The 14,102-nt window shown below is 46.0% G+C and carries 11 protein-coding genes; 5 read left to right on the top strand and 6 right to left on the bottom strand.

Annotation, left to right across the window (positions count from 1 at the left end):
* Positions 1-45: 45 nt before the first annotated feature.
* The 6 genes from AB4Z45_RS14505 to AB4Z45_RS14480 form a co-directional block, all read right to left on the bottom strand.
* Positions 46-1,149 (bottom strand): glycoside hydrolase family 88/105 protein, encoded by a 1,104-nt coding sequence (locus tag AB4Z45_RS14505; protein ID WP_441910073.1) that lies wholly within the window; start codon positions 1,147-1,149, stop codon positions 46-48.
* Between the two features lie 53 nt (positions 1,150-1,202).
* Positions 1,203-2,078 carry a carbohydrate ABC transporter permease gene (locus AB4Z45_RS14500; protein WP_076266349.1) on the bottom strand — a complete coding sequence of 292 codons (876 nt, stop codon included), beginning with the start codon at positions 2,076-2,078 and terminating at the stop codon, positions 1,203-1,205.
* A 71-nt stretch (positions 2,079-2,149) separates the two neighbouring features.
* Positions 2,150-3,112 (bottom strand): ABC transporter permease, encoded by a 963-nt coding sequence (locus tag AB4Z45_RS14495; protein ID WP_441874618.1) that lies wholly within the window; start codon positions 3,110-3,112, stop codon positions 2,150-2,152.
* Positions 3,113-3,183: 71 nt separating this feature from the next.
* On the bottom strand, positions 3,184-4,743 hold the full coding sequence (locus AB4Z45_RS14490; protein WP_441910071.1) for an extracellular solute-binding protein: 1,560 nt from the start codon (positions 4,741-4,743) through the stop codon (positions 3,184-3,186).
* 240 nt (positions 4,744-4,983) lie between these two features.
* Entirely contained in the window at positions 4,984-5,166 is a 183-nt protein-coding gene (locus AB4Z45_RS14485) for a hypothetical protein (protein WP_441910069.1), read from the bottom strand.
* A 283-nt stretch (positions 5,167-5,449) separates the two neighbouring features.
* Positions 5,450-6,970, bottom strand: coding sequence for an extracellular solute-binding protein (locus AB4Z45_RS14480; protein WP_441910067.1), 1,521 nt, complete (start codon positions 6,968-6,970; stop codon positions 5,450-5,452).
* 145 nt (positions 6,971-7,115) lie between these two features.
* On the opposite strand from AB4Z45_RS14480, the gene AB4Z45_RS14475 reads away from it, so the two are divergent.
* The 5 genes from AB4Z45_RS14475 (at position 7,116) to AB4Z45_RS14455 (ending at position 14,089) form a co-directional block, all read left to right on the top strand.
* Positions 7,116-9,419: an AraC family transcriptional regulator gene (locus AB4Z45_RS14475; RefSeq protein WP_441910065.1), complete on the top strand. Its 2,304-nt coding sequence runs from the start codon at positions 7,116-7,118 to the stop codon at positions 9,417-9,419.
* A 65-nt stretch (positions 9,420-9,484) separates the two neighbouring features.
* A complete protein-coding gene (locus tag AB4Z45_RS14470) occupies positions 9,485-10,003 on the top strand; it encodes a DinB family protein (protein ID WP_441910063.1) in 519 nt (172 codons plus the stop codon).
* Positions 10,004-10,125: 122 nt separating this feature from the next.
* Positions 10,126-10,548 carry a DUF1284 domain-containing protein gene (locus tag AB4Z45_RS14465; protein WP_441910061.1) on the top strand — a complete coding sequence of 141 codons (423 nt, stop codon included), beginning with the start codon at positions 10,126-10,128 and terminating at the stop codon, positions 10,546-10,548.
* A 237-nt stretch (positions 10,549-10,785) separates the two neighbouring features.
* Positions 10,786-12,498 (top strand): sensor histidine kinase, encoded by a 1,713-nt coding sequence (locus AB4Z45_RS14460; protein WP_441910060.1) that lies wholly within the window; start codon positions 10,786-10,788, stop codon positions 12,496-12,498.
* Positions 12,476-14,089, top strand: a complete 1,614-nt coding sequence (locus tag AB4Z45_RS14455) for a response regulator transcription factor (protein WP_441910058.1) — start codon at positions 12,476-12,478, stop codon at positions 14,087-14,089. The genes AB4Z45_RS14460 and AB4Z45_RS14455 overlap by 23 nt, the downstream gene beginning before the upstream one ends.
* Positions 14,090-14,102: the final 13 nt, after the last annotated feature.

The raw sequence follows: 14,102 nt of genomic DNA, 5'->3' as shown, positions 1-14,102 counted from the left end.
AAAGCTCTACGGCTCACTCTGCCGCAGAGCTTTCTCTTTTATCCGCTACTCCTTCCGATCAACAAGCGACTCCATCTCAACACATGCCATAATGAAAGCGCCGACGCCGTGCAAATCGTTCTGAATCGTTGGGCGCGTGACGTAGTTTTCATAATCGCCAGCCGAGGTGCCAATGCAAATATCCGGCAATATGAAACGCCCCTGCTCGTCAGACTGCACCACTCGAACAAGCCCTTCAAACCCTCGCCTTGCCGCATCCAAGCACTCATCTCCTACAAGGCCAAGCTTATAGGCTCTTGCGAGCGTATAGACGAGCAAACAAGTACAAGAAGTTTCCAGCCAATTATCAGCCAAATGGCCTTTGTCCACGACCTGATACCAGAGCCCGCTCTCTCCATCCTGATACTTAATCAGCGACTGGGAGAAATCAGCCAGCACGGCTTCCAGCTCAGCACGTCCCGCTTCGCCTTCCGCTATCTCATCAAGAAACTGAGCGACTGCAAGACCATACCAGCCGAGTGACCGACCCCAAAACTCTGGCGAACAGCCGGTCTCAGGATCTGCCCAGGGCATCTGCATGCTCTCATCCCAAGCGTGATAGAGCAGCCCCGTCTTCTCATCCCTCATATAGCGGCGCATCAGCTGCTCTTGATGCAGCACCATATCGCGCAACCCTTTTTCTCCGAAGGCGTTCGCATATTTTAGCGCAAATACTCCGCCCATATACAAGCCGTCCAGCCACATATTGTAGGCATATTTATCCTTGTGCCAAAAGCCGCCCTCCGAGGTGCGGTGCAGCGTGTCGAACAGGCCGCGCAGCTTATCGGCTGCGATTCGGTATTTGCGCTCATCGCCTTGTTCATCTAAACGGAACAATAACAGCCCCACTTGGATAGCATCCAGCTCGTCACGAGCAAACTCAAAATTGCCGCATTCATCCACCAGCTTGTCAACGTAGCGCTTAATATAAGCAGCGTAACGGTCATCCCCCTCCGCCTGCCACAGCATCTCCATCCCGCAAAGAAACACGCCTTGGTGATAATGCCAGCGGCCGGCAGGAGGAAGCTTTTCTGGCAAATAAGTGTCCATTAAAGAATCGCAAGCGGCTCTCGCCCAATCGATAGGTGTCCATTTCACATCATTTCGCATCCAAACAGCACTCCTCTCCATTTTCCACTGTTACAGTCCAAGCTCAAACAACATCAACCTTTAATCGATCCCAGCATCGCACCTTTAGCGAAATGCTTTTGCAAAAACGGATATACGATCAGAATAGGCAGCGTCGCTACAACGATGACAGCCATCTTCACCGTCTGATCCGGCGGCGGAACCGCTGCATCCAGGTCGGAGCTGTAGTCTAGGCCGCTAGCCAGCACGACGATTTGGCGGAGCAGCACCTGAATTGGCCATTTGGCGCTGTCATCCAAGTACAGAATCGCACTGAGATACGTATTCCAATAGGTGACCGCGTAAAATAATGAAATGGTAGCGATCGCGGGCATTGATAGCGGAAGCACGATACGGAACAAGATGCCGAAGTCGTTGCAGCCATCAATTTTGGCCGATTCCTCAAGCCCTTCGGGTATATTTTGAAAAAAGTTTTTCAAAATAATAAGGTTGAACGCGCTGATTGCCGACGGAATAATAAGCGCTGCATAGCTGTCGATCAGCCCCATCTCGCGCACAACAAGAAATGTCGGAATGAGTCCGCCGCTGAAGAGCATCGTAAATACGACGAGAAACATAATTCCCTTGCGTCCGTCGAGATCTCTTCGGGACAAGCCATAGGCCATCAACGCTGTTGTGAACATGCTGAACAGGGTTCCGACGATCGTAACGCCGGTCGATACCGTCATGGCACGAAAAATCGTATTGGTCGAGAAAATGAATTTATAGGCATCAAAGCTCCAAATCGTCGGCACGAGGATGAACTTCTTCATCGCCATCTCGGCGCTTGTGGTGAATGATCCGGCAACAACATGCAGAAACGGAAGCACCGTTACGAGCGCGATAATGGCAAGGAGCGTGAAGTTCACAATGGAAAATAGCCGCCCGCTGAACGTTTTATCCTCTACCATGCTGAATCCTCCTTAAGTTTTTGTAGTGAAGCTTCTGGCGACTTCGACCTTCGATCTTCAAACGCCTTACTCTAATAGATGCCTTCCTCGCCCATCTTCTTCGCGAGTCTATTGGCCGTCATTACAAGCACAAGCCCGATAAAGGATTTGAAGAAGCCAATCGCCGTGCTGTAGCTGAATTTCCCCTGTCTAAGTCCAGCTGTATAAACATAGGTGTCGATAATCTCAGCAACCTCACGATTCATCGAGTTCAGCAGCAGGTACACATGCTCGAACCCAAGCTCAAGCACATCGCCGATCTTTAGAATGAGCAAAATAATAATAACGCTCCGAATGGCAGGCAGCGTAATATGCCATACCTGTCTAAGCCGGCCCGCTCCATCCATGCGCGCTGCCTCATAGAGGCCAGGATCGACGGAGGCGATGGCCGCCAAATATATGATCGTTCCCCAACCCGCTTCCCGCCAGATCACCTGAATGATATAGGTTGGTCTGAACCACTCGGGACTGAGCAGGAAATTGACTTTTTCGAATCCAAAGTACTCAAGCAGCTCGTTCACGATACCGCCGTCCGACGTTAGCATCACGAAGCTGATCGACACAATAATGACCCAAGACATAAAATGCGGCAAATACACAAGCGTCTGAAACGTCCGTTTGAAAAAAGAGAATCGAACCTCGTTCAGCATAAGCGCCAGCAGAATCGGGATCGGAAAATAAAATAATAAATTCATGCCAAACAGCAGCAGTGTATTCGTTAAAATGTTCAAAAAATCAGGCTCCGTGAACAAACGTTCAAAATGCTTGAAGCCAACCCACTCACTCCCGCCAATACCCTTGAATGGCTTATAGTCTTGAAAGGCAATAGCAAGCCCAAACATCGGAATATATTTAAAAATAATGAAGAAAAGCACGCCCGGCAGCAGCATGACATAGAGCCATTTGTTTTTCCAAAGCCGCTTCTTAAGCTCGCTCGTTCTAGGCTGAGGTACCCTTGCCAGTTGAACCGCGTTTTCCTGATGAGCTTCTTGCATATGGGTTCTTCCTTTCCACGAGAGGTTATAGAGACTGCTCGAGCATGCGAGCAGCCTCTATGGGCTATTCTTTATTTTTTGTAAGCAGCATTGTATTCCTCGATAATCTGAGCCCCGCCGCGCTTCTTCCAATCCTCAACCGCTTTGTCGAATCCAGCTTTATCAATCGATCCATAAATATATTTGTAAGTGGCATCCTTTATAATTTCTTGAAGCTCCGTGCCCTTCTCGGTATACGTTTTCGAATCAAGCGGCGCAGTAGGATCGGCAATGGCGATCTTCTCGTTCTCGATAATGAGCTGCTCCGCATGAATTCTCGCCGGAAGCTCGTGGAAACCATCGTACATGCCGTTTGTTTCCGGCTCGCCAATAACGCTGTCCTTAAAGCCTTTGACCTCGCGCTCCGTCAGCTCTTTATCTGCCGATGCTTTTGCCTTGCCATCCACTACCGTATAATGAGTACCTTCAATGCCCCAGAACATCATGTTCGCCACTTCTGGCGTCATCAGCTTATCGAAGTAAGCCAAAATCTTCTTCAGCTCAGCTTCATCTTTAATTGCAGATTTCGGGAATAACGCTACGTTGTTGTAGCCCGGAATGGACCACGATGCCAGCTTCCCGTCTGGTCCGGCGATCATGCTGTGTGTATCAACGACTGCGGTCGGCACGTTTTTAACAAGGTCCTTCACTAGTGAGTCGACATCCTGCATGGAGCCGATGTATACGCCTGCCTTGCCGCTCGTGAACATATTGACCTGATCTGTTTTGCTTGTCGCTGCAAAGTCTACGTTCATCGCTTTGGCGTCGCGAATTTTTTTGATAAAATCCATCGTGGCTGCATATTCAGGCGTCGTAAACTCTGGAACAAGCTGGCCGTCCCGCTCACCCCAGTTGTTCGGCGTGCCGAACCATGCGGAGACCGTTTTGAATGCACCATATACGAGATCGTTCCGATCAGCTAATCCAATCGTGTCCGGCTTGTTGTTGCCATCCGGATCGCCCGTCGTAAATTTCTCCATCATCGTAAACAATTCATCCACGTTAGCCGGTGCGGCGATGCCAAGCTTATCTGCCCAGTCCTTGCGATAAATAATGCCTTGGCGAGCCAGCGGTCTGCCGATGTATAGCGAATATAGCTTGCCATCCACTTTTGTATTGTTCAAAATCTCTTCCTTCAGCTTGCTCAGGTTAGGAAACTCGCTGAAATAAGGGCCAATTTCCCAAAACTGACCGTCTCTGATCGCTTCTTTCATTTGAACGAAGGTCGCTTGGTTCTTCAAATAAGTAACCTGCGGCAGCGAACCCGTCGCAAAGGATGCGTTCAGCTTCTCCTCATACGTGTCTGCCGGAAAAAATTGATACGTTAGTTTGGTGTTCGTCAGCTTCTCCAGCTCATTTTTGATTGTATCTGGCGGTGTCTCTGCGATGTTAAGAGGCAGCATGATCGTAATTTCAGTCGGCTTCTCCGGCTCTGCCGGTTCGTCTGTCTCTTCCGTCTTTGCTGCGCTGTCATTGGTTGCTGCTGGCGGCGTATTATTTTTTCCATTATTGCTGCCGCTAGAACAAGCTGCGAGCAATAAACTAAATGTCAAAACTACGCCCATCAGAATCGAAAACGATTTTTTCTTCATACAGCGTTGACCTCCATATATCGTTTTGGTTGCTACCTCTTCAAGCTACCACCTGGAGGAAGAGTGCCGAAACAATCATTTGTTCATATGGCGTATCGTTCTAGAGGCATCTGAGCTAATGATTATTGCCGCTTTTGGTGACACTTTTGTTAAATGAACACAACACAAAAAGGGTGAAGATCGCTCTTCACCCTCAAATCATGTGTTTTATATGAAATGGCACTTATTGCATAGCGCCCCTTACTTCCAAGCGGAAACCTTGATCTTCTTATATTTGTTTACGAATCGTCTCTCCAGCTTCTTAAAAAAACCTTGGGACTTTTTCTCTTCTTGTATGTTTTGAATACCTCGGATAAGCAGTTTGTATCTCCATTCGTTGTCGTAACCCAGCTTATGTACTTCTTGAAAAAAATCAGTTTTCATCTTAAGTCACACTCCATGTCGTCTTTTTCAATTCTGCCATCCATCAACAACGTAAAGCAGATTTTTATTATATACCGTCGTTCTATCCAATTTCTAAACAAATATAAACAATTTGCGAGTTATTTCGACAATTCTATAAAATATCCTTCGAAAAATCGATACTTTTACCTAGTTCTTTATACTCACAAACTTGTTTTTTTATTTTTTTGCTCAAAAAAATTGAGCAGCTTTGCAGGGAAGATATTACCTGCAAAGCTGCTCTATACATCGTTTTATTGCCCGCTCATTGCTTCTTGAAATACGCATCCGTATACTCGCTAATCATTAAGCTGCCGCCGCTGCGCTTCCAGCGTTCGACCTCCTGATAAAATCCTTCCATACTAATCTGTCCGAGAATATATTTGTATGTCGCGTCGGAAATGATTTTGTACAGCTCCATGCTCTTCTCATCGTAAGTCTTCGATTCAAGGCCAATGACCTTGTCCGTCACGAGAAACTTATCGTTATCTGCGCTGAGACGCTCCGCCATCTCCCACATCGTTTCTTTCTCTGCTACCTTCCGTACATTCGGATTGCTTAGATCGGCAATCATAAGCGGATAAAGCGCGTTGACCTCTGTTACGCGCAGCTGAGACGTCTCTTCAGGCAGTTGAACCTCTTCACCCTCCAGAAGATAGTGCTTGCCTTCGATCCCGTACCGCATAAGATTGGCAACATCCTTATCCATCGTACGATCGAAGAACGCAAGCTGCTCCAGCAGCTCCTCTTCCGTCCGAATCGCCTTTTTGGAAAATAAATAAAGCCCGTTATAATTCGGAATCGACCAAACACGATACCCTTCCGGTCCTTGAATACGATTCACCAAGGTGAAGCGCGCAGCAGGATTGATCTGCTTCGCTTCATCCGAGAGCCTCTGCACGTCGGTCATGCTCCCGATATATACGCCTGCTGCGCCTCGTATAATGTTAGCCCGCTGCATCTCCTTGCTCGTTACCGCAAAATCCGCGTTTATAAGCTGCTCATCGTACAGCTTCTTCATGAAATTCATCGTATCCATGTAGGCTGCCGTTTCGAACTCTGGAACTACCTTCTTATCGACGATACCCCAGTTGTTCGGCGTGCCGAAATAAGAGCTCAGCGTCTTAAAGGCCCCAAATACCAAATCATTACGGTCAGCCAGCCCGACGGTATCCTTTTTTCCATTGCGGTCCGGGTCACCGAGCGTAAACTGCCGAATGACCTCATACAGCTCCTCAATCGTTCCAGGCTTGTCCAGCTTGAGATTATCCAGCCAGTCTTCCCTTATAATAACGCCTTGCCTAGACGATGGCCGCTCCGTGTAAAGCCCGTATATGCCGCCATCTATTGCGGATTGTTCCAAAATACCGCTATTCAAATGCCTTAAATTCGGGAACCGCTCCAAATAAGGGCCGATCTCCCAGAAAGAGTCCGAGCGAATGGCATTTTTCACAAAAATATAATCAGTATGCTTCACGAAAGTCGCCTTCTTCAGCGAATTTGTGGAGAGAGCTGTGTTCATTTTATCTGTGTAGATGCCGTCCGGTACCCAGTTAATATCAAGCTTCACATTTGTTAGATTCTCGATGAGCGCAATGATCTCTTCACTTGGCGGATGGGGGAAGTGCAGCGGTGCCATAATGGAGATCGTCGTTTTTGTGTTTGCGTCTTTTCGCTCATTTGGGGCAGAAGATGCGGTGCATGAAGCGCAAATAAAAAGGATAAGCAGCACGACAAAAAAGCGACAGCCTGCGCGTATTCCTATGTTCCTTGAATGGATTACCACCTTAATCCCCCTTGTCTTATCAGCCTTTTCTCTTCATAATCTAAGGAAATGATTATTTGCGCGATAGATGATTATTGCTCAAAATGTATGCGTTTACTAAAATAAAGCTAATGCTCGCTCATTACTAGACAAGGTGTTGATAGCTGTGCGATCTTTAACCTTTTTAAGCAAGATGACGATCTTCGGCTTTCTACTCAGCACTCTTCCCGTCATTTTTATCGGCGCATTCTCGTATGCGACCTCTTCCAGTGAAATTCAGAAAAATGTAAACCGTGGGAAAATGCAGCTTATCATGCAAATCAACTCCAATGTAGAGCAGAAATTGACGACTGTCAACCACACGCTGAATCAGGTTATTAACTCGACCGTGCTCAAAAAAGCGATGAATCAGCCGCTAACCGTCAACGATTTTGTGATGTATGATGACCTGCGGAACGAGATCCGCCATATGCAATCCTTTGACACCAAGCTTGAGGATGTCATCCTGATCAATGAGCGCCATAACTGGATGATCAAAAATTCCGGACTATATTCATTTGAACAATATGCTTATTTCGATGAGCTGTCCAGCCTTATGCATATGCCTGAAGGAACCTCATGGGTGCTTAACCCGTCCAGCTGGTTTTATAGTGAAGAAGCCGCGGAAAGTGCTGCTTGCAGCTACAGCATCAGCCTCGTGAAGAAGCTGCCAACGAATGGGCTTGAAAAATACGGCTTGGCGCTCGCCAACATTCCGACCTGCAGCTTGCAGGAGCTGCTTAAGAGCGAAGAGGACCCTTTTTCGACCATTATGATTTTGGATGATCAATACCGTATTCTGCTCCATCCCGACCAAGCGTTGATCGGCAAGCCTGTGCTCGAGAGCGGACTGCATATGGGACAGCTCACTGAGCCCTCGGGGCAGTTTACACAATCGATTGAACAGAAGGACTATTCAGTCACCTATTACCGTTCCGACCTTAACGGCTGGATCTATCTCTCTGCCACTTCCATTGCCGGCATGACGAAGGAATCAAATAAAATTGGCACGTATACACTTTATGTATGTCTATTTATGCTCACGCTATCCATGCTGCTCGCTTGGATCGGCTCACGGCATATGTATTCGCCAATTCAATTGCTGCTGAATCAAATCGGCGAGCGTCTGACCGACATTCAGAAGCGGAAAACAAATGAATTTCAAGCGATTGGCGAACGCGTCACCCATTTATTCCAGTCCAAAACCGAGCTTGAAAAAGAGGTTAGGCAGCATATTCATCAAGTGCGCACCTTCTTCTTCATGAAAGCCTTCCAAGGCAACATCAAGTCAAGTGAAATTCCGGAAAAGCTGGCTCAATTCGGCTATGGCTCTCAGCTAAAAGAGTGGAAAACGATGGCCGCGATTACGCTGCAAATTGACTTTCAAGGCAACAGCCGTTACTCCAAAAGTGATTTGGAGCTGCTCCTATTCGCTGTCCATAACATCATCGAGGAGCTTATTCCCTTCGAACAGCGACTTGCCCCGATCATTATGGATCAGACAATTGTGACGATCATCGGCAGTGCAGAAGTGGGCAAGGACGCTTTCCACAATGCAAAATATGCGCTAACGGAGCATCTGCAGCAGCAGATCGCAAGCTACCTAAACGTGCAGGTCAGTATTGGCATGAGCTTGCCGTTCGACTCCTTCTCATCGCTGGCGACAGCTTATAAAGAAGGCCTTGAGGCACTGAAGCAGCGCATGAAATTAGGCGAAGGCATCATTATTCAGTATGAGAATGTAAATGCCGGCAAACATTATTTGAATCTCAACTACCCAGGGCATATCGAGAATGAGCTTATCGATGCGATTAAGCTGGCCGAGAAGGATAAATCGAAGGAGCTGCTGCGAGCTTTTTTGCAGGCGGTATTTGTCGTGGAGCTATCGCCGCAGGAATATCAAATTCCGCTTGCCCGGCTGCTCAATAATCTGTTGATCGTTATGCAGGAATCAGGCGTAAGCCTTAATCAAATCCATCCATTAAAGGGTTCCCTGCTTGAGGAGCTGCTTGAGCTGCATACCTCTGCTGAGATCGATGACTGGTTCTGGACCAGCGTTGTTTATCCGATGATCAACATATTCAAGGATCGTCAGGAGGCGCAGTACCACAACATTTCGGAGAAGATCATTGACCTCGTGCAGCATCTGTACGACACCGACCTTACGCTAGAAGAATGTGCATCGCGGCTCCACTATAATGCCAATTATTTAAGCAGCGTTTTCCGTAAGGAGACGAATTATTCGTTTAGCGAGTATTTGTCGATGTACCGTTTCAAAATGGCAAAACAATGGCTCGCCGATAGCGAGCTGCCAATTAAAGACATCGCTGCAAAGCTGTGTTACAATAATCCGCAAAACTTCATCCGTTCCTTCCGCAAACAAGAGGGAATTACTCCAGGGCAATACCGCTATAAAAAACGCAGTGGATAGCCGATAAAAATAATGAAAGCTTTTGGAAAATAAATGCTCTTCAATATGAATGGGAGGCTTTACGCATGACACAACGACCGTCACGGGATGAATACTTTGATTATTATGAACAGTATATCCGCCTAGTAGGCGAAGGATCTGTTACGGAATGGCTTACAAAACAGCTCGCAAGCACAACGGAATTGCTTTCCGATATTCCCGAGGAGCAGGCTAATTACCGCTATGCGGAAGGAAAATGGACGCTTAAGGAAGTCATCGGTCACATCTCGGATAATGAGCGCGTCATGAGCTACCGTTTGCTTCGAATCGCACGGGGTGACAAGACACCTCTTGCCGGCTATGATCAGGACGAATTTATGAACGGCGCCACCTTTCAAGAATGGTCTTTATCACAAATTATCGAGGACTACATCTCGGTTCGCCGGGCTACTCTCGCTTTGTTGCGCGGCTTGTCGGATGAAGCATGGCTTCGCATTGGCGTAGCTAATGGCGGCAATATCTCCGCTAGAGCTCTCGCTTATATTATTGCAGGACATGAGATTCATCATTTGAACATCGTTCAGAACAAGTATTTAGGAAAATAAATCGTATTCGCTAATTCGCTCGTTAACCTAATGAGAAACTAGATAAAATCCTATATGTAAACCTTTTATTATGATAAAATGGTTAACATATAGGATTTTTTTGCATGAGGAGCGGTACTTTTATGACGATTCGATTACGAGGACACCATCTGCTTTGTTTACTAGGCTACCGAGGTATGGGTTATTCAGATGATTTCTGCGTCAATATGACTGCCATTTACGAATTGCTGCTCGCAAAGCCTGACACTGAAATCGAAATTATTTTAGGCCCAGACGATGTTTGCAAAGCGTATCCGCCGGACAAAGCCTATCATTGCGAGGGAACCGTCTACAGCTTGGATGCAGCGATACTCGCAAAGCTTGGGCTTGAAGTATCTGAGCGAGGAAGCTGGCAATCCATATGTGACCGCGTAGCCGAAACGATGGTGCCTGAGGACATCAGTCATCTATGCACGACCTGCCCTTGGGAGAAATATGGCGTCTGTGCGGAGGGTGTTGGCCTCGTTATACAAGGCAAGCCTTTGCCTAAGGTAGATAGTAAGTAGACCTATGGAGAAAACATCGATGCAGCTATGTAATATTCGTAACAAACGAAATACAGCTAAATAGAACTAATTAAATTATTATTTTCCACAAGGCTGCGCTCAAACTAGCGCAGCCTTTTATTTAGTGCGCAAAACAAGCTGCTTAATGCCTAATTTTTAGTACAATTCCCACTATGCTTATTAAAATATAGTAAAATAGAAGGTGCTGCTATTTAAATTTCCGGAGGAATATTAATCATGAATGCTGGTCTTTCTATATTTCAAAAGCTGATGCTAGGGCTACTGCTCATGTTCTTCTTAATCATCATTATTTTCTGGATTATATATCGGCTTAATGTAACGGACATCCAAGAAGAACTAAAGAAAAACAAAATTGGTGAAGTCAAATTCATGACCTCGCAGCTTTCCACACAGTTCGAGCAAGTCCTTATGAATACGACGACCATGTCTGAAGACCATTCGGTCAGAGGATATCCCTATGTCCTGCAATTCGGGGATGCCTATTCCAAGTACGAGGCGAAATTAGCTATCATTGACAAGCTCGCTCTCAACAGTGCCTCTACATCCTGGAACAACACGATCACTCTCTACTATCCAGATTTTAAGGAAACCGTCTCTTCCGACAGTACATTATCCTTCTCAACCTATAATCCGCCCTCCCAACGGCTGAATAAGTGGGTCGTGCACTGGAAGAAGGACGGTTCAGGCTATTATTCTAATTTGACCCGCAGCCATATCGGTCCATTGCTTATTGAAACGAGAGTGTCTTTGGATAATCTACTTAAAATGATGAAGCAGTACTCATCCGGAACCCCTTTGCTTTATGATTCTTTTAACAAAACGATTATCCAAACTGGTAATTCCCCTCTACTAGAGGATACGACAGGCCGAATTATTCCGTTAATTGAGGGCAAGAGCGGCTTTTTATCGGTCGACGACAACGGAACTGAATACCTGCTCAACTATATGAAATCTGATTTGCTTGATTTGTATTTTATAGATTACCACCCTATGCGTCAGTTCATTGAGCCTATTTCTCAAAATAATATTCTTTTTATATTTTCCATCATTGTGCTGCTGCTTATTTCACTTATTTATAGCCTCGTGCTGCGCAGGCAAGTTCAGGCACCTGTTATTGTACTAAGGAAGGCTATTGACAAATTTGATCGCGGCGATTTTTCCAGTCGTGTCATCGATCTTCATGCAACCGAGTTCAGGATGCTTGGCAACTCCTTTAATCGTATGGCCGAGAATACGCAGCGGCTCATTGAGCAGGTGCTCGTTGCAGAGCTGGAAGTTACCGAAGCAAGGCTTAAGCAATACCAAGCTCAAATTAATCCCCATTTTTTGTATAACTGCTTGAATTATATTCAGAGCAAAGCCAGCATCGAGGACCATGAATCCGTAACTGCGATGACGCTTCATCTCGGTGCTTATTGCAGATACGTTCAAAAAATTGAAAATATTGATTCTACCATTAACGAGGAGCTTGTCTTCGTTGAGCACTATTTGTCCATTTTACAGCTGCGCAAACGGTCGATGACCTTCTCTATTGATATCCCACCATCCATGTGTATGTATCGCTTGCCTAGAATGATCCTTCAACCGCTTGTCGAGAATTGCATTCAGCATGGCATAGAACCATCTCTGCATCCCGGTCATATCAAAATTAGTGCGGAAGAGGATGAGCAGTCCTTACGTATAGTGATTCAAGATAGCGGAGTCGGCATTGCGGAGGATAGACTCGCTCTCGTTAATCAGCATATCGAGGAACGCATATTTTCTGAGAATAAGGTAGGTACAGGCATGAGGAATGTACACCAGCGTCTCAAGCTATATTTTGGAGAGAGATCTGGGCTGACTATTCAATCAAAATTAGCCGAAGGAACTTGTTATATCATTACAATTCAGAAGAAGGAGGACAACTATGCTGCAGCTATTATTAGTTGATGACGAATCTTATGTAGTCGATGATCTAGAAATCGCCTTCCCCTGGACCAAATATGGGGTTGAAAAGGTATATACCGCTTATTCCGGCATGGAGGCGCTGCAGGTCATTGAAAGGAATTCTATTGATATTCTCATTACAGATATTGCCATGCCAGGAATGACTGGACTAGAGCTCATTACACGAGTTAAAGAATTCAATAAGGCAATCAAATGCATTCTACTTACTGGTTATGCAGAATTCGAATACGCCCAGGAGGCGATAAAGCAGGGGGTAGTAGACTATTTAATTAAGCCGCTTGATCATAATAAGCTTGGCCTCTGTCTTGAAGAAACGATAAATATCATGAAAAAGGAGATGGAGCAGACCGCATCCTACGAGCAGGCGTTATTCACATTCCGGGAGCATCTTCCTGTCATGAAGGACAAGCTCCTTAATGAGCTGCTGCAAGGCAAGAACTACTCTGAGGATGCCCTTGTCGACAAGCTTTCCAGCTTCTCACTGACCTATGGGAAAGACGATGATGTCTTTCTTCTTGTCATTCGTCTGGAGGAGCATTTCAACCGCTATGGCCAAAACAGCCTGCTGCTTTTCGAATATGCTGTGACAAACATTGCTTGCGAGCTGCTCGAGGACTCCTTCGAGACTTGGCATTGCCGAGATGCTTATGATTATCTTATATTTACGCTCAAAGCAAAGCAAACAGACGGGTTTCAGAACTCTGAAAGTCTTTTAAAGGAGCTTACCAGTCGTTCACTCCAATTGCATCGTAATGTGAATGAATACTTAGGGGGCGGGATATCGGTCATCCTTACCTATCCGGGAAAATTCAGCAGTGATCTTCGCCATATGCACGAGAATGCAGTGACAGCAATCAGAAAGCAGGTCGGAAACGGTACAGGCTATTTTCTAGCACTTACCGAGCAGCCTCCACAGGTATCCTACATTCGATCCATGAACGTATTATATGATCCACCTACGTTTATCCATCTGCTGGAAACCAGCCAATGGGACGGATTTGAAGACAGATTGAACCAAGTTGAGGAAGCATTCAGCGCTTTATCCGAGCAAACGGAAGAGCATCTGGATGCGATAAGTACGGTGCTCATGTCCTCCTTCCATTACATAGCTCATAGAAACAATGTTCTCCTGTCAGATGTAGCGGGAAATGCGCTTATGTATAGACAAACGTTCCGCTCACTTTGTCAGCTTATTGAATGGGCAAAACAGCTTGCCTTAACACTAAAGGAGAAGCTGGAGAAAGACGTTTCTAGCCAACAACAAGCAATTATTCGAGAGATCCAAGTATTTATTTCATCTCATCTGTCGACAGTCAGCCTTCAATCGATAGCCGATTATGTAGCCCTTCATCCTGTTTACGTATCCAAGCTGTTTAAGCAGCTGAGCGGCAGCAGCCTGAGCGAGTATATTCTCAGTGTGAAGATGGAGCATGCCGTTGCTTTGCTCCGAAATTCAACCGACAAGGTATACGAAATTTCTGATAAGCTCGGTTATTCAAATTCACAATACTTCATTAAGGTATTCAAGGAGCAGCATGGTATGACCCCTCAGGATTTTCGGGATAAGACCTAGTTGAATTAAATAA

It is taken from the genome of Paenibacillus sp. MCAF9 (assembly GCF_052114265.1).
Classification (GTDB): Bacteria; Bacillota; Bacilli; order Paenibacillales; family Paenibacillaceae; genus Pristimantibacillus.
This window is presented reverse-complemented; position numbering and strand designations above follow the sequence as displayed.

What these genes read in the sequence shown, in the direction of transcription:
- AB4Z45_RS14505 (WP_441910073.1), bottom strand. Translation starts at nt 1,149, where the DNA reads ATGCGAAATGATGTGAAATGGACACCTATCGATTGGGCGAGAGCCGCT.
- AB4Z45_RS14500 (WP_076266349.1), bottom strand. Translation starts at nt 2,078, where the DNA reads ATGGTAGAGGATAAAACGTTCAGCGGGCGGCTATTTTCCATTGTGAAC.
- AB4Z45_RS14495 (WP_441874618.1), bottom strand. Translation starts at nt 3,112, where the DNA reads ATGCAAGAAGCTCATCAGGAAAACGCGGTTCAACTGGCAAGGGTACCT.
- AB4Z45_RS14490 (WP_441910071.1), bottom strand. Translation starts at nt 4,743, where the DNA reads ATGAAGAAAAAATCGTTTTCGATTCTGATGGGCGTAGTTTTGACATTT.
- AB4Z45_RS14485 (WP_441910069.1), bottom strand. Translation starts at nt 5,166, where the DNA reads ATGAAAACTGATTTTTTTCAAGAAGTACATAAGCTGGGTTACGACAAC.
- AB4Z45_RS14470 (WP_441910063.1), top strand. Translation starts at nt 9,485, where the DNA reads ATGACACAACGACCGTCACGGGATGAATACTTTGATTATTATGAACAG.
- AB4Z45_RS14465 (WP_441910061.1), top strand. Translation starts at nt 10,126, where the DNA reads ATGACGATTCGATTACGAGGACACCATCTGCTTTGTTTACTAGGCTAC.
- AB4Z45_RS14460 (WP_441910060.1), top strand. Translation starts at nt 10,786, where the DNA reads ATGAATGCTGGTCTTTCTATATTTCAAAAGCTGATGCTAGGGCTACTG.
- AB4Z45_RS14455 (WP_441910058.1), top strand. Translation starts at nt 12,476, where the DNA reads ATGCTGCAGCTATTATTAGTTGATGACGAATCTTATGTAGTCGATGAT.